General features: G+C 56.5%; 23 protein-coding genes and 2 pseudogenes. 16 read left to right on the plus strand and 9 right to left on the minus strand.

Going from position 1 to position 19945, the window contains the following annotated elements; genetic code table 11:
• Window positions 1-119: pseudogene (locus IB254_RS26180) on the plus strand (integrase core domain-containing protein); the annotation flags it as partial.
• 490 nt (window positions 120-609) lie between these two features.
• Here the strand turns inward: IB254_RS26180 and IB254_RS26185 are convergent.
• Window positions 610-1632, minus strand: a complete 1023-nt coding sequence (locus IB254_RS26185) for an acyltransferase family protein (protein WP_192420282.1) — start codon at window positions 1630-1632, stop codon at window positions 610-612.
• A gap of 78 nt (window positions 1633-1710) precedes the next feature.
• On the opposite strand from IB254_RS26185, the pseudogene IB254_RS30030 reads away from it, so the two are divergent.
• Window positions 1711-1809, plus strand: a pseudogene (locus IB254_RS30030) (glycoside hydrolase family 19 protein); the annotation flags it as partial.
• 253 nt (window positions 1810-2062) lie between these two features.
• On the opposite strand, the gene IB254_RS26190 reads toward IB254_RS30030, so the two are convergent.
• On the minus strand, window positions 2063-3010 hold the full coding sequence (locus IB254_RS26190) for an SGNH/GDSL hydrolase family protein (protein WP_192420283.1): 948 nt from the start codon (window positions 3008-3010) through the stop codon (window positions 2063-2065).
• Window positions 3011-3248: 238 nt separating this feature from the next.
• Here IB254_RS26190 and IB254_RS26195 point away from each other — a divergent pair, with 238 nt between their 5' ends.
• On the plus strand, window positions 3249-3704 hold the full coding sequence (locus IB254_RS26195) for a DUF2214 family protein (RefSeq protein ID WP_192420286.1): 456 nt from the start codon (window positions 3249-3251) through the stop codon (window positions 3702-3704).
• Between the two features lie 185 nt (window positions 3705-3889).
• Here the strand turns inward: IB254_RS26195 and csrA are convergent, their stop codons facing one another.
• A complete protein-coding gene (csrA, locus tag IB254_RS26200) occupies window positions 3890-4081 on the minus strand; it encodes a carbon storage regulator CsrA (RefSeq protein WP_008028241.1) in 192 nt (63 codons plus the stop codon).
• Window positions 4082-4331: 250 nt separating this feature from the next.
• Here csrA and IB254_RS26205 point away from each other — a divergent pair, with 250 nt between their 5' ends.
• Window positions 4332-4697: an SPOR domain-containing protein gene (locus tag IB254_RS26205; RefSeq protein WP_008037578.1), complete on the plus strand. Its 366-nt coding sequence runs from the start codon at window positions 4332-4334 to the stop codon at window positions 4695-4697.
• A 101-nt stretch (window positions 4698-4798) separates the two neighbouring features.
• Here the strand turns inward: IB254_RS26205 and IB254_RS26210 are convergent, their stop codons facing one another.
• The 3 genes from IB254_RS26210 to IB254_RS26220 form a co-directional block, all read right to left on the minus strand.
• Complete coding sequence (locus tag IB254_RS26210; protein WP_008028239.1) at window positions 4799-5488, minus strand: endonuclease; 690 nt, start codon at window positions 5486-5488, stop codon at window positions 4799-4801.
• 4 nt (window positions 5489-5492) lie between these two features.
• On the minus strand, window positions 5493-5783 hold the full coding sequence (locus IB254_RS26215) for a DUF1654 domain-containing protein (protein WP_008028238.1): 291 nt from the start codon (window positions 5781-5783) through the stop codon (window positions 5493-5495).
• 157 nt (window positions 5784-5940) lie between these two features.
• Window positions 5941-7029, minus strand: a complete 1089-nt coding sequence (locus IB254_RS26220) for an asparaginase (RefSeq protein WP_008037575.1) — start codon at window positions 7027-7029, stop codon at window positions 5941-5943.
• Between the two features lie 352 nt (window positions 7030-7381).
• Between IB254_RS26220 and IB254_RS26225 the strand changes: the two genes are divergently transcribed.
• From IB254_RS26225 to IB254_RS26260, 8 genes are all read left to right on the plus strand, one after another.
• On the plus strand, window positions 7382-7840 hold the full coding sequence (locus tag IB254_RS26225) for a hypothetical protein (RefSeq protein ID WP_192420288.1): 459 nt from the start codon (window positions 7382-7384) through the stop codon (window positions 7838-7840).
• Window positions 7841-8027: 187 nt separating this feature from the next.
• On the plus strand, window positions 8028-8981 hold the full coding sequence (locus IB254_RS26230) for a sugar ABC transporter substrate-binding protein (RefSeq protein WP_192420290.1): 954 nt from the start codon (window positions 8028-8030) through the stop codon (window positions 8979-8981).
• 56 nt (window positions 8982-9037) lie between these two features.
• On the plus strand, window positions 9038-10591 hold the full coding sequence (locus IB254_RS26235) for a sugar ABC transporter ATP-binding protein (RefSeq protein ID WP_192420292.1): 1554 nt from the start codon (window positions 9038-9040) through the stop codon (window positions 10589-10591).
• A complete protein-coding gene (locus IB254_RS26240) occupies window positions 10588-11565 on the plus strand; it encodes an ABC transporter permease (RefSeq protein WP_008028232.1) in 978 nt (325 codons plus the stop codon). Before IB254_RS26235 ends, IB254_RS26240 begins: the two co-directional genes overlap by 4 nt.
• Before the next feature lie 3 nt (window positions 11566-11568).
• Window positions 11569-12588 (plus strand): LacI family DNA-binding transcriptional regulator, encoded by a 1020-nt coding sequence (locus IB254_RS26245; protein WP_192420294.1) that lies wholly within the window; start codon window positions 11569-11571, stop codon window positions 12586-12588.
• Between the two features lie 41 nt (window positions 12589-12629).
• Window positions 12630-13547 carry a ribokinase gene (gene rbsK / locus IB254_RS26250; RefSeq protein ID WP_192420296.1) on the plus strand — a complete coding sequence of 306 codons (918 nt, stop codon included), beginning with the start codon at window positions 12630-12632 and terminating at the stop codon, window positions 13545-13547.
• Complete coding sequence (gene rbsD / locus IB254_RS26255; RefSeq protein WP_192226384.1) at window positions 13544-13948, plus strand: D-ribose pyranase; 405 nt, start codon at window positions 13544-13546, stop codon at window positions 13946-13948. Before rbsK ends, rbsD begins: the two co-directional genes overlap by 4 nt.
• 43 nt (window positions 13949-13991) lie before the next feature.
• Window positions 13992-15020 carry a nucleoside hydrolase gene (locus tag IB254_RS26260; protein ID WP_192420298.1) on the plus strand — a complete coding sequence of 343 codons (1029 nt, stop codon included), beginning with the start codon at window positions 13992-13994 and terminating at the stop codon, window positions 15018-15020.
• Window positions 15021-15051: 31 nt separating this feature from the next.
• On the opposite strand, the gene IB254_RS26265 is transcribed toward IB254_RS26260, so the two are convergent.
• Entirely contained in the window at window positions 15052-15264 is a 213-nt protein-coding gene (locus IB254_RS26265) for a hypothetical protein (protein ID WP_008023978.1), read from the minus strand.
• Window positions 15265-15395: 131 nt separating this feature from the next.
• On the opposite strand from IB254_RS26265, the gene IB254_RS26270 reads away from it, so the two are divergent.
• Together IB254_RS26270 and IB254_RS26275 are read left to right on the plus strand one after the other, a co-directional pair.
• Complete coding sequence (locus IB254_RS26270) at window positions 15396-15701, plus strand: hypothetical protein (RefSeq protein ID WP_192420300.1); 306 nt, start codon at window positions 15396-15398, stop codon at window positions 15699-15701.
• Window positions 15702-15866: 165 nt separating this feature from the next.
• Window positions 15867-16187, plus strand: coding sequence for an I78 family peptidase inhibitor (locus tag IB254_RS26275; protein ID WP_008037562.1), 321 nt, complete (start codon window positions 15867-15869; stop codon window positions 16185-16187).
• A gap of 72 nt (window positions 16188-16259) precedes the next feature.
• Here the strand turns inward: IB254_RS26275 and IB254_RS26280 are convergent, their stop codons facing one another.
• Both IB254_RS26280 and IB254_RS26285 read right to left on the minus strand, forming a co-directional pair.
• Window positions 16260-16472 (minus strand): cold-shock protein, encoded by a 213-nt coding sequence (locus IB254_RS26280; protein ID WP_003179963.1) that lies wholly within the window; start codon window positions 16470-16472, stop codon window positions 16260-16262.
• A 292-nt stretch (window positions 16473-16764) separates the two neighbouring features.
• Complete coding sequence (locus IB254_RS26285; RefSeq protein ID WP_192420302.1) at window positions 16765-17067, minus strand: hypothetical protein; 303 nt, start codon at window positions 17065-17067, stop codon at window positions 16765-16767.
• A gap of 373 nt (window positions 17068-17440) precedes the next feature.
• On the opposite strand from IB254_RS26285, the gene thrS reads away from it, so the two are divergent.
• Entirely contained in the window at window positions 17441-19363 is a 1923-nt protein-coding gene (thrS, locus tag IB254_RS26290; protein WP_008023971.1) for a threonine--tRNA ligase, read from the plus strand.
• Entirely contained in the window at window positions 19363-19914 is a 552-nt protein-coding gene (infC, locus tag IB254_RS26295) for a translation initiation factor IF-3 (protein ID WP_172435341.1), read from the plus strand. The genes thrS and infC overlap by 1 nt, the downstream gene beginning before the upstream one ends.
• Window positions 19915-19945: the final 31 nt, after the last annotated feature.

Genomic DNA, 19945 nt, shown 5'->3' on the forward strand with positions numbered 1-19945 from the left:
GAGTGAATCAATATCGATCTACAACCACGAGCGTCCGCACCAGTCTTTGAAATACAAAACGCCCGATGCGATGCATCGGGCGCTGGGATGAAACAGGTGTAAACCTATTTCAGGACTAGACACTGCGATTTGCAAAACTTTTGCAAAACTCCCACCTCAGAACGCCAGTTCGGCACCCACCTCCAGGTGCTCGATCTTCTTTTCGTCTTGCCCCTCCTGATAGTGCTTTGTCATCCTCTCGTTCGCATACCCCATCAACGCCTGAATGTACTCCTGCGGGAAGCTTGCTGCTCGTACAGCCATCTGAAGTGTGGATCTCGTGAAAAGTGGGATGCTCGCCGGCTGGCATATGGGCGCAGGCGCGCGCCGCATCCGGGGCCTTGCTGGGCTCCTTGGTCAGGTAGTGCGGGGTTGCCGACGCCCGGAGGTCCATTGCGTCGATCTGTTCTCGGCGCCGCGCCTTGGGCTTGTAGTGGATCAGGCGTGGCGGCACCAGTGGCGACCGCTCCGTGAGCTGGAGCAGGCCAGGCAGCCTCTGAGGCTGGAGGGGGGGGGGCACACATTTTTCAAGGGTGTGCCTTGGCCGGAGATTGGTATGGATTCCTGTGGCTACGTTGGACTTGTAGCCTGTCTGGCGCTTTCCAATACCCTTTTTTTAGTAAGCTTCGAAATCGGCAACTCGATGAAGGCAAAGCTCCACCAAGAAAACACCATAATCAAAGAGCAGGTAATTATTAGTGTAAGCGTCAGGTTTAAATCAAAGTGATTTTTTGCGCTCAGCATGTACCAAATCACTATCGGATGGATGAGGTATGTGGAGTACGAAAAATCACCTAATTTGGTAAGTATTGAAAGTTTAGGAAGATATCTTTCTTGCGATATGATCGCGATCACTATTATTGCGCTCGGAATCCCGAGCCGCATTGGGTCATGAGTGTCGGTGTCTGGCATTAATGCTACTGCTGCAATCGATATTGCTACCAGAGGAATGGCAGCCATCGGGTTGATTCGTTTAAGTAGCCCAAGCTGGTAAATGATGGAGATTATTATCCCCAGCAAGAATTCATATACTATTGGGGCGCCGTAAAATAAGAACGATCCACCCATTTTTGGCAATATGTAAGTCGATATGATAACCCCGAAAAATATCGCAGGAGCTAGAAGAGCGCGGGGCAGGAAAAGAGATAAAAAGAATATCGCATAAAAAAGCACTTCGTAATTTAGCGTCCATCCTACTGTGAGGATCGGATATATTCCTATGCCAGACGGATTTGGGGTGGGAATGAAAAAAAGACTTTTTAACAGGGATATGCTATCGAGGCCCAATAAGGGCATTATGGATGGAGCCCAGTAAATCGTCGCAGCGGTAATAAGGGTGAAAATCCAGTATGCCGGTACTATTCGAGCGGCTCTTTGTATGAAAAATTCTCCAGGTGTCAACGGTCTCTGGGAGGCAGAAGTAAAAATGACAAAGCCACTGATTACGAAAAAAATATCAACCCCGATAGATCCGTATAGCGCGATGATATTTGATACTTCATTACTTTTTCCATAACCGAAAATCTGAATGTAGTGGTGGAATACTACAATCCATGCGGCGAGAGCTCTAAGAATCTGAACTGAATTTAGCATTACGATTTCATTCGAAAAAATTGAGTATACCGATAAGCGATCAAGTCCGCCTCTTCTCTGGTGGTCCCCACGGTCAATCGTCTGCTGCGGACGCCTGAGCTGCTGGAACAGACCGAGTGGGCGGCGAAGTCGGCGGCGCGGTTCTGGAATACGAGAAGCCGGAACGTGCCGGCCGATGCCGGAATTTGAGGCGCAAGCGGCGAACGAAGCCGGGGAGCGCGAAAAAGGAACAATCCCTCAACAGTCAAACAACAAAGAGACTCAAGATGGTGTCTAGTCCTGAATAAGGTTTACACCTGTTTCAGGACTGAACACTGCGATTTGCAAAGCCCTCGCCGCGCTACATCATCAGGTCGGCTCTAACCTTCATGTAAGCCCACGACTTACATTTGTCGGAAGACCAAAAGCCAGGACCTGGAGCCACCGATGGTTACTGAGCAACTTGATTAAAAGTTTTACGGATGTCGGTGCCGAGTATTTCGGTGATCTTTTGATAGCCTTCAAAGTTCGGATGGACTGCGTTATCCCAGAAATAGCTTTGGCTGTTTGGAAGCTTCCTGAACTCGGAGCCCAAGTCGATTATTTTGCAGTCGCATCCCTCGCCATTCCACGCAAGTAATAATCTGTTCACTTCTTCATTGTGTACATCATGTTCGTCAAGCCGAGGAAGCAGGGTAGAGATGATGACCTGTCCGCCTTTTTCGTTCAGTGCCTTCGCGATCTCTTTCAGGTTTTCAATCGTTTTTGGTGGCGCCCAAAAATTCCAATCGTTTGTTCCTGCAAGCACAAAGTAATAATTGGATGGTTTGATTTTGTCCAGGCGGTCAATGACTTGCTGGGTATTGTTGCCACCTTCACCGGCATGGCCATAACCAACCACATCGGTGTGAGGCCCTACAAACTGAACTCCAGGCAACTCTGGGGCGAGCAGGCAACGGAAATAGCGGCCGTAGCTCCACCAGGTAATCGAGTCGCCTACCATCGTCAGGGTTTTAGCGTTTTTCACGGGTTCTGTTTTAAGGGCGTAAAACTCGTAGATCCCTGTTTTTTTCGGAGCTTTTCCGGATTCCCACTCAACGTTCCCGACATAAGAAACCCCGTCAATCAGGAAAGCCTCTCCCACACGGAATCTCGCAGATGATTTGCCGGAATCCATTTCATAAAGAGTGTCAAAGTCGAACACTGCATTCTTGCCAGTGATGTCGCCGGTCTCCGGCGAGAATTTGATCGCGTCGGATTTCAGCCTTTTCGTCTCAAAAGACCCAATCAGGGTTTTCCCGACGATGGTCGTGGGTTGCATCTCGCAGGCTGCTTGCGCTGTAGAGGCGCATAGCATGAGGAAAAATATTATTTTGCGCATTGGAGCGATCAAATCCATGCCGAATTATGAGCGGGAGTCTACAAGGAGAATGATCGGGTGTCTGTCACATGGCCATCATTGCAAACAAGCGCAGCGCCGGCTTGAGTGACGATCTACTTTGCACCTGCTTGCAGCTCGCGAATGACCTAGTTTTCTGTTCTTCGGTTGCGTCTCCCGCGCGGGGGAGGGGCAATCCCCGATTTTATGGGCTACTACTGACAGGCTGATCCAACTCAAACCTGACTGGAGTATCTCGATGCTTGCCCACTGGTTTTTTGCGGCGATTCATCTCTTGGCGTTCGCCCTGGGTTTCTGGGCCGTGCTGACCCGCGGCAGCGCTTTTCGGCGGTTGGCCGCGGGGCTGGGTGAGGCGCGCAGCGTCTTGATTGCAGATAATCTGTGGGGCATTTCAGCGGTCATTCTGCTGATCACCGGTGGGATGCGAGCCTTTGCCGGGTACGAAAAGGGCACTGACTACTATCTTCACCAGCCATTGTTCCATCTGAAGATGACACTTTTCGTACTGATTCTACTACTTGAAATCGCGCCGATGATCACCCTGATCAAATGGCGGATTGCGCAGGCGCGTGGCGCAGCCATTGATGCCAGTCGTGCGAAGCTGTTCGCGCGGATCAGCCATATCGAAGCGCTGCTGGTGATGTTGATGGTCGTGGCGGCCACGGGCATGGCGCGGGGAGTGACGCTTGGTTAGCCGGGTACGAATGCATACTTCCCCAGGCTTAATCCGAAACGTCCGACAGCCATGACGTGAGACATGCCGGTAGTATCGGCTTCACGTTCGGGGATGGGGCGGGATGCAGGAGTGGTCGCTGTGCGTGAATCTTTAGCCAGCCGTGGTTCGGGGGCGAACAGGCTGGCTACTGACTGCAGCAGGATTCAGGATTGCGGCTTGTCCGGGGCGGTCAGGCCTGCCTGAATGCGCTGATAGATTTCTTCGCGGTGTACCGCAACGTCTTTCGGGGCGTTGATGCCAATTCTGACTTGCTGGCCGCTTACGCCCAGAATGGTGATCGTAATGTCATCGCCAATATTTATGCTTTCACCGACTTTGCGGGTGAGTATCAGCATGGTCTTCTCCTTGATTGCTTTGTAGGGCACCTGATTCGGACAGTGCAGAGGTCGGTGGTATGTATAGATTAGTGCGAAGTTTCACGGTTTGGGTGCCTCTTTCTGACGCGCAGATGCTGCATTGATTCCCAAGGCGTAACTATACAGAGGCCGCCTCCATGATTCTCGTTGTTTTGCGCCCATTTTGCGGCACTCGAGAAGTATTCATGGGTGTTAAAATCTCCGCTTTCAGCATTCAGAGGGAAGCGTTGTGCGCAAAATGGCTTTGGTAATCGCAGTACTGGCATTGGCGGGATGCGGTGAGGATAAGCGCGCTGATGCGCCAAAGCCGCAGCCAGCCGTGGCGGCAGCACCGGCGGCGGTATCTGCGCCGCAGTGGGATCTGGAAGTGCGAGGTGAAATAACCCAGGCTGTCAGCGACCTGAGTGGCTGGCTGATCGAGCACAGTTTCGTTTCCAGCGTGGTCAAGGAAAATGGCAAGACCCGCATCCTGATGGGGCCATTCAATTCCAAAGCCGAAGCTGAAGCCAAGCAGGAAGAAGTGCGCGCGGCGCTGACCCGGGCGAAAAAACAGAACATCGAACTGCTGGTCATCGAGCATCCGGTGACTCAGTAAGACGTCATCGGCCGCCCAAACGCTTGGGCGCCAGCAGCACGATTGAAAACGAAAAAGGCCTGGGGCTTTCAACCGCAGGCCTTTTTGTTTTCAACAAGCGCTTAACCGCACGCTTTCATGTCCACCGGCCCGACAAACTCGTTGCCGCGTCCCATCACGCACGCCACGCTCTGATTGCGCTGACGTTCCCAGGCCTGTACCGGATAGGTTTTGTTCCATGCTTCGTACAGTTGCCGATCCTGTTTCGACAGGCGCAAACCGTACTGCTTGCTCATGTAAAAGTACGTCCGGGCGATCATTCCGCGAATGGAAGGGCGGGGCATGACCTTTTTGGCCTTGAAGTCGACCTGGGTCAGGCACGAACCGTATTGACCCGATTGCTCCGGCAACCAGCCAAAACTGAAATTGCTGCGATCGCCATTCACCTCGCCGATGCTCGGCACCAGATTATGCAAGTCGGCCTCGGCCTTCTGGTAGGTCGGGTCGTAGCGCGTGCAGTTCTTGCGTCCGCCTTCCTGCCAGCACTGACGCTGATGGCCGATCTGCCAGGCGGGGACGATGTGCTCCCACTCGATGCGTGAAGCGCGCTTGGCATTTTTTCGTGGCACATAACCGCAGGCCGACAGGTCCACCTTGTTGCCGGTGTATTTACAGCCGCAATAGAACTCGGTGGATTGCGGGGCGTACAGCTTCCAGGCGACTTTCTTGGCTTCGTTGAAGGTGCGCGGGGCGTCAGCTTGCGCGCCCATCGCGAAGAGCAAAAACAGCAAAGCAAAAAAACGGACACTCATTGACTCAATCTTCCTTCGGCACAACCCAGAAAATCTGCACACCGCCATCGTCGCGGTAGGCGAGGGTGACGTTGTCGTTTTCGTCGATTTCTTCGAGTAATTGCTCCCACTCATCCACTGGCTCGTCCGGAAGTCGGAAGATCAGGGCCGCCTTGGCTTTCTGGGCGGTGGGGGAGTTGATGATTTTCTGAACGCGCATACCCATGCGTACATAGGTGTCAGGAGAGGCAGAGGTGGTGGCCACGGAATTGTCCTTATTAAGCTGTACGTGCATACAGTATTTAACTGTAGGCATTTTCGCAACTGCTTAAAATTCAAGAAAATCCTCTGACAGCAGTTTTTCCCGATTGGTGTAGGACGAAGGAGATTTTTTTATCAGATAGGAGGCCACTCGCCGCAGTGGGCGAGTGGTGAAAGCGGTGCCCGACCGGAACCGGTCGGGCGAGGGCGAATCAGTATTCCCAGAACATCCGTTGCAGCTCTTTGCTGTCGTTGGTCTTGGTCAGCGCGACCATGGCCAGGATGCGAGCCTTCTGTGGGTTCAGGTCATGGGCCACAACCCAGTCGTACTTGTCGTCAGGTTGTTCGGCGTTACGCAATACGAAGCCACCGGCGTTGACGTGGGAGGAGCGAATGATTTGCACGCCATCCTTGCGCAGGGCTTGCAGGGCTGGAACCACGCGCGAAGACACCGAACCGTTGCCGGTGCCTGCGTGGATGATGGCTTTGGCGCCGGATTGAGCCAGCGCTTTGTAGGCGGTATCACTCACGTTGCCGTAGGAATAGGCGATTTCGACGTCAGGCAGGCTCTTGATGTTCTTGATGTCGAACTCCGAGTCCATGGTGTGACGCTTGGCCGGCAGGCGGAACCAGTAGGATTTGCCTTCGACCACCATGCCGAGAGGACCCCAGGCACTTTTAAACGCCTCGGTCTTGATGTTGATCATCTTGCTGACGTCGCGACCCGACTGGATTTCATCGTTCATGGTCACCAGTACGCCTTTGCCGCGCGCGTCTTTGCTGCCGGCCACGGCCACGGCGTTGTACAGGTTCAGCATGCCGTCTGCGGACATCGCGGTGCCTGGGCGCATGGAGCCCACGACGATGATCGGCTTGTCGGTTTTTTCCACCAGGTTCAGGAAGTAGGCCGTTTCTTCCAGGGTGTCGGTGCCGTGGGTGATGACGATGCCATCGACGTCTTTGCTGTCAGCCAGTTCGGCCACGCGACGACCCAGTTGCAGCAGGTTGTCGTTGGTAATGCTTTCGGAGGCGATCTGCATGACCTGTTCGCCGCGAACATTGGCCAATTGGCTCAGTTCCGGAACGCCAGCGATCAACTGTTCGATGCCGACTTTCGCCGCTTGATACGTCGCGCTGTTGGCGGCGCTGGCGCCCGCGCCGGCAATGGTGCCGCCGGTGGCCAGGATCACCACGTTCGCCAGTTTTTGTTTGGTTTCGACTTCTTTCGCCTGAAGGGCTGTCGGAAGGAGTAGCAGGAGGGCCAAGGCGCCCGGAACAAAAGTCTTGAAAGCAGATGTCATTATTTTTCTCTCTAGTAGTGAGACGGTGCGGATGCAGGTTCATCTAGATGCGCCCCGGACAGATCTGAATGTCTGGGGTGAATGAGAGGGAGCAGGATCTGTACCAGTCATACCTGGAAATGAAAAATAGCTTTAACCCAATGATTTGTATCAATTATTAGGAATGTGTTGAGCGTGGTTTAAACGCCCTGTTGTCCGGTTTTCCGAATATGTTTGTTATTTACGTTCGGCTCTCCGAAAAGGGCTACGGCTTCTGTTGAACAAGTCGTCTTGCCAGACGGCAAATCATTGCTAAAGAAACCTGCGCGCAGGTCGATGCTTGTCTGAAGGATCTTTTTATTCAGGAGTTCACATGTCGTTTTCGATCGGCTTTCCCAATGCAGGCACAATCACCATCGGTGGCAAATCCACCGCAACGATCAACGCCTTGAGCGAATCAACTTCCGAGGCTTCGACACTGGCGTTGGGTACCGAGGAGGAGGGTGGCGCAACCAAGGTCCGGACCGGCGGCGCGGTGATTGAAAAGAAAACGGAGAGCGATAGCGAAAGCGGCAGCGACCAAAGCGTCGCGGTGAAGATGTTGCTCAAGCGTATGCAGGAACTGCAGCAGCAACTGCGCGAACAGCAGCAACAACTGGCGGCGGCTCAAGTGGCGAATTACCCGACACCGGAAGCCAAGACCGCTGTCGTCATGTCGATTCAAGGGCAAATTGCCAACACCAGCGGGGCGCTGGCGGAAGTCACAGGCAATCTGGTCAAGGAACTGGCCAAGGGCTCCAGCGCGGGTAGTGTGATCAGCACTACGGCATAAGCGGTTTTGTTACCGCAAGCACAAACCGTGTTTTTCGGCCGTTGACAAATAGCGGCAGGGTTCGCATAGTTCGGTCTACGCAAACGTTTGCGCGGCACTGCCGATGGCTTGTTCCATCGGTTTACGCGGTGAAACTTATGCCAGCGCAAGCGTTGCTCAAGAATAATCATAAGATCGGAGTGAACCCATGAAGCTGCCATTCGCTGGACGTCTTCTCGCTGTCGCTATGCTGGCTGCCGCATCCGCCGCGTTGCCTGTCTCCTCGGCCTTCGCCGACACTGAAAAACCCAAAGTCGCACTGGTCATGAAATCTCTGGCCAACGAATTCTTCCTGACCATGGAAGACGGCGCCAAGGCCTACCAGAAAGATCACTCCGCCGATTTCGACCTGATCTCCAACGGCATCAAGGACGAAACGGACACTGCGGGCCAGACACGTATCGTCGAGCAAATGATTCTGGCCAAGGTCAATGCGCTGGTCATCGCACCCGCTGATTCGAAGGCCATGGTCCCGGTGATCAAGAAAGCCATCGATGCCGGCATCACCGTGGTCAACATCGATAACCAGCTGGATCCAGCGGTCGTCAAAAGCAAAAACATCAATGTTCCGTTCGTAGGCCCCGACAACCGCAAGGGGGCGCGTCTGGTGGGTGAGTACCTGGCCAAGCAACTGAAGGCCGGTGACGAAGTCGGCATCATCGAGGGTGTGTCCACCACCACCAACGCCCAGGCTCGCACTGCAGGTTTCAAGGATGCGATGGAAGCGGCGCAGATCAAGGTCGTGTCCCTGCAATCCGGCGATTGGGAAATCGATAAAGGCAACAAGGTCGCCGCGTCGATCCTCAGCGAATACCCGCAAGTCAAAGCCCTGCTGGCCGGCAACGACAGCATGGCTGTCGGCGCAGTGTCTGCCGTGCGTGCCGCGGGCAAGGCCGGCAAGGTGCAAGTGGTCGGCTACGACAACATCAACGCCATCAAGCCGATGCTCAAGGATGGCCGTGTCCTGGCCACCGCTGACCAGTTCGCTGCCAGGCAAGCCGTGTTCGGCATCGAGACGGCGCTGAGGATCGTCAAGGGTGAGAAAGTCGACAGCGGCACCAACGGCGTAATCGAAACTCCGGTAGAGCTGGTTACCAAGTAGTCCTTCTGGCGACACAACGGTGCTCGCCCGTCCGGGCGAGCGCATGGAGAGTTTTTATGTCTGTTTGCGCTCCGAACGCTGTCCTCTCGGTCAGCGGTATCGGCAAGACCTACGCGCAGCCTGTCCTCACCGGTATCGACCTGACGCTGATACGCGGCGAGGTGTTGGCGCTGACCGGCGAGAACGGCGCCGGCAAAAGCACGCTGTCGAAGATCATTGGTGGATTGGTCACGCCGACCACCGGCCAGATGCAATTCCAGGGGCAGGATTACCGCCCCGGCAGCCGTACCCAGGCTGAAGACCTGGGCATTCGCATGGTCATGCAGGAACTCAATCTGTTGCCGACCCTGTCGGTGGCGGAAAACCTGTTTCTCGATAACCTGCCCAGCAATGGCGGCTGGATCAGTCGCAAGCAATTGCGCAAGGCCGCGATCGAAGCCATGGCTCAGGTCGGGCTCGATGCAATCGACCCGGACACCCTGGTCGGCGAACTGGGCATCGGTCACCAGCAAATGGTCGAGATCGCCCGCAACCTGATCGGCGATTGCCATGTGCTGATCCTCGACGAACCGACCGCGATGCTGACGGCCCGTGAAGTCGAAATGCTGTTCGAGCAAATCACGCGCCTGCAAGCTCGTGGCGTGTCGATCATCTATATCTCCCATCGCCTCGAAGAGCTGGCGCGGGTGGCTCAGCGCATTGCGGTGTTGCGCGACGGCAACCTCGTTTGTGTCGAGCCGATGGCCAACTACAACAGTGAGCAATTGGTGACCTTGATGGTTGGCCGTGAGCTCGGTGAACACATCGACATGGGCCCGCGCAACATCGGCGCGCCGGCGTTGACGGTCAAGGGGCTGACCCGCTCCGACAAAGTGCGCGACGTCTCCTTTGAAGTGCGCGCCGGCGAGATCTACGGGATCTCCGGTTTGATCGGGGCAGGGCGCACCGAGTTGCTACGCCTGATCTTCGGCGCCGACATAGCGGATAGCGGCACGGTTGCGCTGGGTTCGCCGGCACAGGTCGTGAGTATTCGTTCGCCGGCGGACGCGGTCGGTCATGGCATTGCCCTGATCACCGAAGACCGCAAGGGTGAGGGCTTGCTGCTGACGCAATCGATCAGCGCGAATATTGCCCTGGGTAACATGCCGGAGATTTCCCGCGGCGGTTTCGTCAACAACGGTGACGAGATGTCGTTGGCCCAGCGTCAGATCGATGCCATGCGCATCCGCAGTTCCAGCCCGACGCAATTGGTCTCGGAGTTGTCCGGCGGCAATCAGCAGAAAGTCGTGATCGGCCGTTGGCTGGAACGCGATTGTTCGGTGTTGCTGTTCGACGAGCCGACTCGCGGCATCGACGTCGGCGCCAAATTCGACATCTATGCACTGCTCGGTGAGCTGACTCGTCAGGGCAAGGCGCTGGTGGTGGTGTCCAGCGACTTGCGCGAACTGATGTTGATCTGCGACCGCATCGGCGTGCTGTCGGCGGGGCGCCTGATCGAGACATTCGAGCGCGACAGCTGGACCCAGGATGACTTGCTTGCCGCTGCTTTTGCCGGCTATCAAAAACGTGATGCGCTGCTCAACGAAGCAGCGCCTAGGGATCTTCCATGAAAACTGCAACATCTGCCGGTAAACGTAGTGGCAATTTTTACGGCCTCGGCACCTATCTGGGCCTGGCCGGTGCCTTGCTGGCGATGGTCGCGCTGTTCTCGGTCCTGAGCAGCCATTTTCTGTCTTACGACACGTTCAGCACCCTGGCCAACCAGATTCCGGACTTGATGGTGCTGGCGGTCGGCATGACGTTTGTGTTGATCATCGGCGGCATCGACCTGTCGGTGGGCTCGGTGCTGGCACTCGCGGCGTCGACGGTCAGCGTGGCGATTCTCGGCTGGGGCTGGAGCGTATTGCCGGCAGCATTGCTCGGTATGGCGGCCGCCGCATTGGCAGGGACGATCACCGGTTCGATCACCGTGGCGTGGCGGATTCCTTCGTTCATCGTCTCCCTCGGCGTGCTGGAAATGGCGCGTGGTGTGGCGTATCAGATGACCGGCTCGCGCACCGCCTATATCGGTGATGCCTTTGCCTGGCTGTCCAACCCGATCGCCTTCGGCATTTCGCCGTCGTTCATCATTGCCTTGCTTATCATCTTCATTGCCCAGGCCGTGTTGACCCGCACGGTGTTCGGGCGCTACCTGATCGGTATCGGCACCAACGAAGAAGCCGTGCGTCTGGCAGGGATCAATCCGAAACCCTACAAGATTCTGGTGTTCAGTCTGATGGGGCTGCTGGCCGGTATCGCCGCGCTGTTCCAGATTTCCCGCCTGGAGGCGGCGGACCCGAATGCCGGCTCCGGCCTGGAACTGCAAGTGATCGCCGCGGTGGTGATTGGCGGCACCAGCCTGATGGGCGGGCGCGGTTCGGTCATCAGCACGTTTTTCGGGGTGTTGATCATCTCGGTACTGGCGGCCGGTCTGGCGCAGATCGGCGCAACCGAACCGACCAAACGCATCATCACCGGCGCGGTCATCGTGGTGGCGGTGGTGCTTGATACCTATCGCAGTCAGCGCGCAAGCCGGCGGACCTGAGTCATGGCAACAATCAAGGATGTGGCAGCGCTCGCGGGGATTTCCTACACCACGGTTTCCCATGTGGTGAACAAGACCCGGCCCGTCAGCGAAGAAGTGCGGATCAAGGTCGAAGCGGCAATCAAAAGTCTCGACTACGTGCCCAGCGCCGTGGCCCGCTCATTAAAAGCCAAGACCACCGCGACTATCGGTCTGCTGGTGCCCAACAGCCTCAACCCGTACTTCGCCGAACTGGCGCGCGGCATCGAGGATTACTGCGAGCGCAATGGCTATTGCGTGATCCTCTGCAATTCCGATGACAACCCGGACAAGCAACGCAGCTACCTGCGCGTATTGCTGGAAAAGCGCATTGACGGGCTGATCGTGGCATCGGCCGGTGGGGACGCGGTGCTGGCAGAAGGTCTGGCGGGCGTGCGCACGCCGATGGTGATTGTCGACCGTGGGCTGGAAGGGGTTGATGCGGACCTGGTGCGCATCGATCACGAGTACGGCGCTTATCTGGCGACCCGCCATCTTCTGGAATTGGGGCATCGGGACATCGCCACCATTGGCGGCCCGGCCAGTACCAGCGTCGCGCAGATGCGTCTGGCAGGTTATTGCCGCGCCTTGAAAGAGGCGGGCGTCGAAGTGCCTCGCGAACGCATGCTGGAAAGCGACTTCACCAGTACCGGCGGTTACAGCGCGGCCGCGATCCTCCTGGACAACAATCCGCCCAGCGCAATCTTCGCCGGTAACGACATGATCGGCATCGGCGTGTTGCGCGCCGCCGCCGAGCGCAATATTCGTGTGCCTAGCGAACTGTCGGTGATTGGCTTCGACGATATCCAGATGAGCCGTTATGTCTACCCGGCGCTGACCACCGTGGGGCAGTCGATCCTGCAGCTCGGCGAGATGGCGGCCGAAGTGCTGTTGCGCAGGATCGCCACACCGGCCATGGCCACCGATCAACGGATCGTGACGCCCAGTATTGTGCTGCGCGAATCGACTGCACCGCTGGCCGGTGTGTTTGCCCACTTCCGTTAAACAGAAAGCACCGTTGAAATTGCATTTATGAGTAGTGATGTATGCCAGCAAAAGTAGTGGTGATAGGCAGCCTGAACATGGACCTGGTGACCCGCGCGTCACGGTTGCCCCGTGGCGGTGAAACGCTGATTGGTGAGTCGTTTGCCACGGTCTCCGGTGGCAAGGGTGCCAATCAGGCGGTTGCTGCGGCGCGACTGGGTGCGCAAGTGTCGATGGTCGGTTGCGTGGGCAGCGATGCCTATGGCGAGGAACTGCGCGGAGCGCTGTTGGCCGACCGTATCGATTGTCAGGCGGTCAGCACCGTCGATGGTGCCAGCGGTGTGGCGTTGATTGTGGTCGATGACAACAGCCAGAACGCGATCGTGATTGTCGCCGGTGCCAATGGTGCACTGACGCCGGCAGTGATTGATCGCTTCGATGCGGTGTTGCAGGCGGCGGATGTGATCATCTGTCAGCTCGAAGTGCCGGATGCCACGGTCGGTCATGCGCTCAAGCGCGGTCGTGAACTGGGGAAAACCGTGATTCTCAACCCGGCGCCCGCCAGCCGACCGTTGCCGGCAGACTGGTATGCGGCCATCGACTATCTGATCCCTAACGAGAGCGAGGCCTCGGCCCTTAGCGGTTTGCCGGTGGATTCACTGGAAACCGCCGAAGTCGCGGCGACCCGATTGATCGCCATGGGGGCCGGCAAGGTGATCATCACTCTCGGTGCCCAAGGCTCCCTGTTTGCCAATGGAAACCGCTTCGAACACTTTCCGGCGCCGAAGGTAAGGGCGGTCGATACCACGGCGGCGGGCGATACCTTTGTCGGTGGCTTTGCTGCCGCACTGGCCGCCGGCAAAAACGAGGCGCAAGCGATCCGTTTCGGCCAGGTCGCTGCGGCGCTGTCTGTGACCCGTGCCGGCGCGCAACCCTCGATCCCCACTTTGTCCGACGTACAGGCCTTTAAAGCACCATGAAAAAAACACCGTTGCTCAACATCGCGCTGTCGCGACTGATCGCTTCTCTGGGGCATGGCGACATGGTCGTGATTGGCGATGCCGGCCTGCCGGTTCCGCCGGGTGTCGAGCTGATCGACCTGGCCTTGACTCACGGCGTTCCGGATTTCATCAGCACGTTGAAGGTTGTGCTCAGCGAAATGCAGGTCGAAAGCCACGTCTTGGCCCAGGAAATTCTGGACAAGCAGCCGTCGGCGCTGGTGACGCTGGATGAGCTAAATGCCGAAGGTTCGCTGGGCCGGCGTGAGCTACTCAGTCATGACCAATTCAAAGTCCTGAGCCGACAGGCGCGGGCGATTGTTCGTACAGGCGAATGTCAGCCGTACTGCAACGTCGTGCTGGTGGCCGGGGTCACGTTTTGATTCGTTTTCGTCTGTCTGCTTTTCCACGCACAAGGAGTGCGCTATGTACCGCTATGCTCAGAAACTGCACCATCTGCTCCGGAGTCTGCTGCTTTTGTCACTGATTACCGCAACAAGCGCCCAGGCGGCGGACAAGATCGACTTGATCATCGACACCGACCCGGGTGCCGACGACGTGGTCGCTTTGCTGTTTGCGCTGGCGTCACCAGAAGAACTGAACATCCGCGCGTTGACCACCGTCGCCGGCAACGTGCGTCTGGACAAGACCTCGCGTAATGCGCGGCTGGCCCGCGAATGGGCGGGGCGCGAGGATGTGCCGGTTTATGCCGGTGCGCCGAAACCGCTGATGCGTACGCCGATTTATGCCGAGAACATTCATGGTAAAGAAGGCCTGTCGGGCGTCACCGTGCATGAGCCGAAGCAGGGTCTGGCAAAGGGTAATGCAGTCAATTACCTGATCGACACCTTGAAAACCGCCAAACCCCACAGCATCACCATCGCAATGCTCGGTCCACAGACCAACCTGGCGCTGGCGCTGATCCAGGAGCCCGAAATCGTTCAGGGCATCAAGGAAGTGGTGATCATGGGCGGTGCTCACTTCAACGGTGGCAACATCACCCCGGTGGCCGAGTTCAATCTGTTCGCCGACCCGCATGCTGCTGAAGTGGTGCTGAAAAGTGGCGTCAAACTGACCTATCTGCCATTGGACGTGACCCACAAGATCCTCACCAGCGAAGCGCGCCTGAAGCAGATCGCCGCACTGAACAACAATGCCAGCAAGCTGGTGGGCGATATTCTCAACGAGTACGTCAAAGGTGATATGGAGCACTACGGTCTTCCGGGTGGCCCGGTGCATGACGCGACGGTCATTGCCTACCTGCTCAAGCCGGAGCTGTTCACTGGCCGCTCGGTCAATGTGGTGGTTGATAGCCGCGAAGGCCCGACCTTCGGTCAAACCATCGTCGACTGGTATGACGGCCTGAAAGCGCCGAAAAACGCTTTCTGGGTCGAAAGCGGTGATGCCCAGGGTTTCTTCGACCTGCTGACCCAGCGTCTGGCTCGTCTGAAGTAAGTTGCACACCCGCAGGTGCCAGCCTGCGGGGTTACTCCCTTTCGTTGTATTCAGCGCCCTTGTAGTCGGCCGGGTACTTCTCGAATACCTGTGCGATGAAGGTTTGCGCCGCTTCAGTCCCCAGCTCCTTGACCAATAGATCGATACCAATGATTGCCAGCTCTTCCGGACTGCCCGGGCTGTAAGAGCTGTGGCCTTGTGGCCACTTGGCTTTGATGTCGGCGTCGATGCTTACGGTGGTCATGATGGTGCTCGTGAGTTCGGGAAAGTCTGGGGGAGAGTTAAGCATTTTGCAGAGTGTTTGGCACTCCGACTTAGGCATGAGGGAAAGGCTATGCGACACTTGGTTTTTGATGATTTTTCAAGGACCGTGCTGTGCAGATTGATTTGAACTCTCCTGACGGCTTGACCCTTGAGGCGGTGCGCCAGCTGCTGGGCTCTGCCAGTGATGATGAGCACACCCAATTGCGGGTGACCAAGGGAGGCATCGCTTACATTTCATCGGGTGTCGTGGGCGGCACGGACATCGGCGGGCTGCTGTTTCGTCTGGAGACGTGGGCCAAGGGCTCGGGGTATGTGGGATTGGTCGCGGCCAGTGACGAGGTGTGGGTCATGCAGATCTTCAATGCGCTGAAAGAGAACTGGCCATCACCACCATTCGATTACATCGATATTTATTGAACGCAGGTCATATTCAGTCACGATTGCGGGGTGAATGACCGGGAGTGCTCAGGCAAACTCGCCGCTTGTCCGGGTCGAGGGCAGGGCGCTGGCGCTGCCTGTGAAACCAAACGCCAGATTGGCGGTCGCACGATCTCAGCTTAACTATTGAAAAAAGGAGGCTTCATGCCTTGGAAGCTCGCGTCATTGGGTACTTTGTTGGCCGCTAGTCTGCTGGCAGGTTGCAGCAGCACATCTACCGAATCGGCAACAGACCCTGTCACGACGACGGATACCGGCCACAGTCGATGCGAAGCAAAGGCTGCCGAATTCACCATTGGCAAAAAGGCTTCGCCCGCGCTGCTGGAACAGGCGCGTGTTCGCGCAGGCGCGCAGAATGCCCGTATCCTCAAGCCTGACGATATGGTGACGCTGGAGTACCGCTCCGACCGCTTGAACCTGAACACCGATGCCAACCTGGTGATCACGCGCATCAACTGCGGCTGATAGCGTCCGGCTTTTGCTTCACCCATAAAAAACCCCGTCACATGGACGGGGTTTTTTTAGTGCGCCGAGAAATTACTCTGGGCGAACTTGAGCAGCTTGCATACCCTTTTGGCCTTTCTCAGCCACGAAGGAAACAGTCTGGCCTTCTTTCAGGCTTTTGAAACCGTCGCTTTCGATAGCTTTGAAGTGTACGAACAGGTCGTCACCGCCACCTTGAGGAGTGATGAAGCCGAAGCCTTTTTCATCGTTGAACCATTTAACGGTGCCGGTTTGGCGATTAGACATGGTGTATCTCCAAGAAACATATATTTTCAGTAGTACTGTGCTGCTCAGGCCAACTGGGCACACCGGGGTATCATAGTCGAAATGTTCGCTTTGGGAGCCCCCCGGGCGTGCTGTTTGCCCTACAGTCGCGCTTTCTTTGTTGCCTGATATGGCTGAAAGCCCCGATTTAAAAGGCTTTCAGCCGAAAGTAAAGACGATAAAAAAACCTGTAAAACCTGCATAAATTGTACGAAAAAGTGCTTTTCAGGGGCTTTTCATCGGCTGTTGAGGCCTTCAAAGCGTCCTTTCGGGCTTATTTTTTCGCCTTGTTATCGGCCTTGCACGCGGAAATCTGGGTCAGCGCTTTTTGTTTCAGTGCGTCGCTGGCCTTGTTGTCCATCAACGACTGAATGTCGCTGGCCGGGTATGACTTGATTGCATCGGCACCACAAGCGCAGTGGGCTTTTGCAGCCGCAGCGCCGATCTGTGGGGTGGCCGCTTCGGTGCACTGAGCCATGTATTTCTCGCGCTCGCCCTTCGGCCAATCGGCATGGGCGGCCAACGGCAGCAACAGGACGATGGGGGCGACTACTGCGAACAAACGATTCAGACGCATGCTGGGATGCTCCTTGTGGGTCAATGTCTTGTTATCTGAGGGGTAAAGCGGGGTTCAAGTTCAGCACTCTGGCATAAAAAGGACTGATTTGCCCCAGCAGAAAACCTCGGCACCGCGACGACCGTTCATCTGTGCTAGCATGCCTGGCTCGGGTATTTGCAAGCTCCGCAGACCTTCAGTCACGGTGGCGGCAGATGTTCGAATAACCCTGATTTGAATCCCAGTCACTCTGGTTCGGTTTTCCGGTTGGCCGCAAGGCTCCTGCCGCTGTAAGGCAGGCGTTCGTCATTGAATGGCCTGGACCGGATCTTGTACTGGCTCATCCCAACCCACGTGACCTTTGGTAGGGGTCACCACTAGGAGAGGAGGCGCCATGCCAACTATTACTCTTCCCGACGGCAGTCAACGTTCATTCGATCACCCGGTTTCCGTAGCCGAGGTCGCCGCATCCATTGGTGCAGGTCTGGCCAAGGCCACCGTGGCCGGCAAGGTCGATGGCAAGCTGGTCGACGCCAGCGACATCATCAGCGCCGACGCTACGCTGCAAATCATTACGCCAAAGGATGAAGAGGGGCTGGAGATCATTCGCCACTCTTGCGCCCACCTGGTTGGCCATGCGGTCAAGCAGCTGTATCCGACCGCCAAAATGGTCATCGGCCCGGTCATCGACGAAGGCTTCTATTACGACATCGCCTTCGAGCGTCCTTTTACTCCGGACGACCTGGCCGCCATCGAACAGCGCATGCAACAGCTGATCGAAAAAGATTACGACGTGATCAAGAAAGTCACTCCGCGCGCCGAAGTGATCGAAGTGTTCAAGGCTCGTGGCGAAGACTACAAGCTGCGCCTGGTCGAGGACATGCCGAACGAACAGGCCATGGGCCTGTACTATCACGAAGAATACGTCGACATGTGCCGCGGTCCGCACGTGCCGAACACCCGCTTCCTGAAATCCTTCAAGCTGACCAAGTTGTCCGGCGCCTACTGGCGCGGCGATGCCAAAAACGAGCAATTGCAGCGCGTCTACGGCACCGCATGGGCGGACAAGAAGCAGCTGGCGGCTTACATCCAGCGCATCGAAGAAGCTGAAAAGCGCGATCACCGCAAGATCGGCAAGCGCCTGGGCCTGTTCCACACCCAGGAAGAGTCGCCGGGCATGGTGTTCTGGCACCCGAACGGCTGGACGCTGTATCAGGTACTCGAGCAGTACATGCGCAAGGTTCAGCGCGACAACGGCTACCTGGAGATCAAGACTCCACAAGTCGTTGACCGCAGCCTGTGGGAGAAATCCGGGCACTGGGCCAACTACGCCGACAACATGTTCACCACTCAGTCGGAAAACCGCGACTACGCCATCAAGCCAATGAACTGCCCTTGCCACGTGCAAGTGTTCAACCAGGGCCTGAAAAGCTACCGCGAGTTGCCGATGCGCCTGGCCGAGTTCGGTGCCTGCCACCGTAACGAGCCATCGGGTGCGCTGCACGGCATCATGCGTGTGCGTGCGTTCACTCAGGACGACGCCCACATCTTCTGCACCGAAGAGCAGATGCAGGCCGAATCCGCTGCGTTCATCAAGCTGACCATGGACGTCTACGCCGACTTCGGCTTCAAAGACGTCGAGATGAAGCTGTCCACTCGTCCGGAAAAACGCGTCGGTTCCGACGAGCTGTGGGATCGCGCCGAAGCCGCATTGGCTGCAGCCCTTGATAGCGCTGGCCTGCCGTACGATCTGCAGCCGGGGGAGGGTGCGTTCTACGGTCCGAAGATCGAGTTCTCGCTGAAAGATTGCCTTGGTCGCGTCTGGCAGTGTGGTACCCTGCAGCTCGATTTTAACCTGCCTGTCCGTCTGGGAGCCGAATACGTCTCCGAAGACAACAGTCGCAAGCATCCGGTGATGTTGCACCGGGCGATCCTCGGATCCTTCGAACGTTTCGTCGGAATCCTGATCGAGCACTACGAGGGTGCATTCCCTGCGTGGCTGGCTCCGACCCAGGCAGTGATCATGAACATCACTGACAAACAGGCCGATTTTGCCGCCGAGGTTGAAAAAACTCTCAACGAAAGCGGATTTCGTGCCAAGTCTGACTTGAGAAATGAAAAGATCGGCTTTAAAATCCGCGAGCATACTTTGCTCAAGGTTCCCTATCTCTTGGTTATCGGAGATCGGGAAGTCGAGATGCAGACTGTCGCTGTGCGTACTCGTGAAGGTGCTGACCTGGGCTCGATGCCCGTCGCCCAGTTCGCTGAGTTTCTCGCGCAAGCGGTTTCCCGGCGTGGTCGCCCAGATTCGGAGTAATTATTATTAAGCGTGAAATGAGACAAGATAAACGAGCTGCACCGAAAGCCCCGATCAACGAGAATATCTCGGCACGCGAGGTTCGGTTAATTGGGGCTGAAGGTGAACAGCTTGGGATTGTGTCAATTGAAGACGCGCTTCTTAAGGCTGAAGAGGCCAAGCTGGATTTGGTGGAGATTTCCGCCGATGCAGTACCCCCTGTTTGCAAACTGATGGACTACGGCAAATCGATCTTCGAGAAGAAGAAGCAGATTGCCGCGGCCAAGAAAAACCAGAAGCAGATTCAGGTTAAAGAAATCAAGTTTCGTCCAGGGACGGAGGAAGGGGATTACCAGGTAAAACTGCGCAACCTGGTACGTTTCCTGAGTGATGGGGACAGGGCCAAGGTATCCTTGCGATTCCGCGGCCGTGAGATGGCCCACCAGGAGCTGGGGATGGAACTCCTCAAGCGAGTTGAAGGTGACTTGCTCGAGTACGGTTCGGTCGAACAGCATCCTAAGATGGAAGGACGCCAGCTGATCATGGTCATCGCCCCGAAAAAGAAGAAGTAATCAACAGGGCACGGCAGGCCTTCTGATTATG

This window comes from Pseudomonas sp. PDM03 (assembly GCF_014852385.1).
Classification (GTDB): domain Bacteria; phylum Pseudomonadota; class Gammaproteobacteria; order Pseudomonadales; family Pseudomonadaceae; genus Aquipseudomonas; species Aquipseudomonas migulae.

What these genes read in the sequence shown, in the direction of transcription:
- IB254_RS26185 (WP_192420282.1), bottom strand. Translation starts at nt 1,632, where the DNA reads ATGCTAAATTCAGTTCAGATTCTTAGAGCTCTCGCCGCATGGATTGTA.
- IB254_RS26190 (WP_192420283.1), bottom strand. Translation starts at nt 3,010, where the DNA reads ATGGATTTGATCGCTCCAATGCGCAAAATAATATTTTTCCTCATGCTA.
- IB254_RS26195 (WP_192420286.1), top strand. Translation starts at nt 3,249, where the DNA reads ATGCTTGCCCACTGGTTTTTTGCGGCGATTCATCTCTTGGCGTTCGCC.
- csrA (WP_008028241.1), bottom strand. Translation starts at nt 4,081, where the DNA reads ATGCTGATACTCACCCGCAAAGTCGGTGAAAGCATAAATATTGGCGAT.
- IB254_RS26210 (WP_008028239.1), bottom strand. Translation starts at nt 5,488, where the DNA reads ATGAGTGTCCGTTTTTTTGCTTTGCTGTTTTTGCTCTTCGCGATGGGC.
- IB254_RS26215 (WP_008028238.1), bottom strand. Translation starts at nt 5,783, where the DNA reads ATGCCTACAGTTAAATACTGTATGCACGTACAGCTTAATAAGGACAAT.
- IB254_RS26220 (WP_008037575.1), bottom strand. Translation starts at nt 7,029, where the DNA reads ATGACATCTGCTTTCAAGACTTTTGTTCCGGGCGCCTTGGCCCTCCTG.
- IB254_RS26225 (WP_192420288.1), top strand. Translation starts at nt 7,382, where the DNA reads ATGTCGTTTTCGATCGGCTTTCCCAATGCAGGCACAATCACCATCGGT.
- IB254_RS26230 (WP_192420290.1), top strand. Translation starts at nt 8,028, where the DNA reads ATGAAGCTGCCATTCGCTGGACGTCTTCTCGCTGTCGCTATGCTGGCT.
- IB254_RS26235 (WP_192420292.1), top strand. Translation starts at nt 9,038, where the DNA reads ATGTCTGTTTGCGCTCCGAACGCTGTCCTCTCGGTCAGCGGTATCGGC.
- IB254_RS26240 (WP_008028232.1), top strand. Translation starts at nt 10,588, where the DNA reads ATGAAAACTGCAACATCTGCCGGTAAACGTAGTGGCAATTTTTACGGC.
- IB254_RS26245 (WP_192420294.1), top strand. Translation starts at nt 11,569, where the DNA reads ATGGCAACAATCAAGGATGTGGCAGCGCTCGCGGGGATTTCCTACACC.
- rbsK (WP_192420296.1), top strand. Translation starts at nt 12,630, where the DNA reads ATGCCAGCAAAAGTAGTGGTGATAGGCAGCCTGAACATGGACCTGGTG.
- rbsD (WP_192226384.1), top strand. Translation starts at nt 13,544, where the DNA reads ATGAAAAAAACACCGTTGCTCAACATCGCGCTGTCGCGACTGATCGCT.
- IB254_RS26260 (WP_192420298.1), top strand. Translation starts at nt 13,992, where the DNA reads ATGTACCGCTATGCTCAGAAACTGCACCATCTGCTCCGGAGTCTGCTG.
- IB254_RS26265 (WP_008023978.1), bottom strand. Translation starts at nt 15,264, where the DNA reads ATGACCACCGTAAGCATCGACGCCGACATCAAAGCCAAGTGGCCACAA.
- IB254_RS26275 (WP_008037562.1), top strand. Translation starts at nt 15,867, where the DNA reads ATGCCTTGGAAGCTCGCGTCATTGGGTACTTTGTTGGCCGCTAGTCTG.
- IB254_RS26280 (WP_003179963.1), bottom strand. Translation starts at nt 16,472, where the DNA reads ATGTCTAATCGCCAAACCGGCACCGTTAAATGGTTCAACGATGAAAAA.
- IB254_RS26285 (WP_192420302.1), bottom strand. Translation starts at nt 17,067, where the DNA reads ATGCGTCTGAATCGTTTGTTCGCAGTAGTCGCCCCCATCGTCCTGTTG.
- thrS (WP_008023971.1), top strand. Translation starts at nt 17,441, where the DNA reads ATGCCAACTATTACTCTTCCCGACGGCAGTCAACGTTCATTCGATCAC.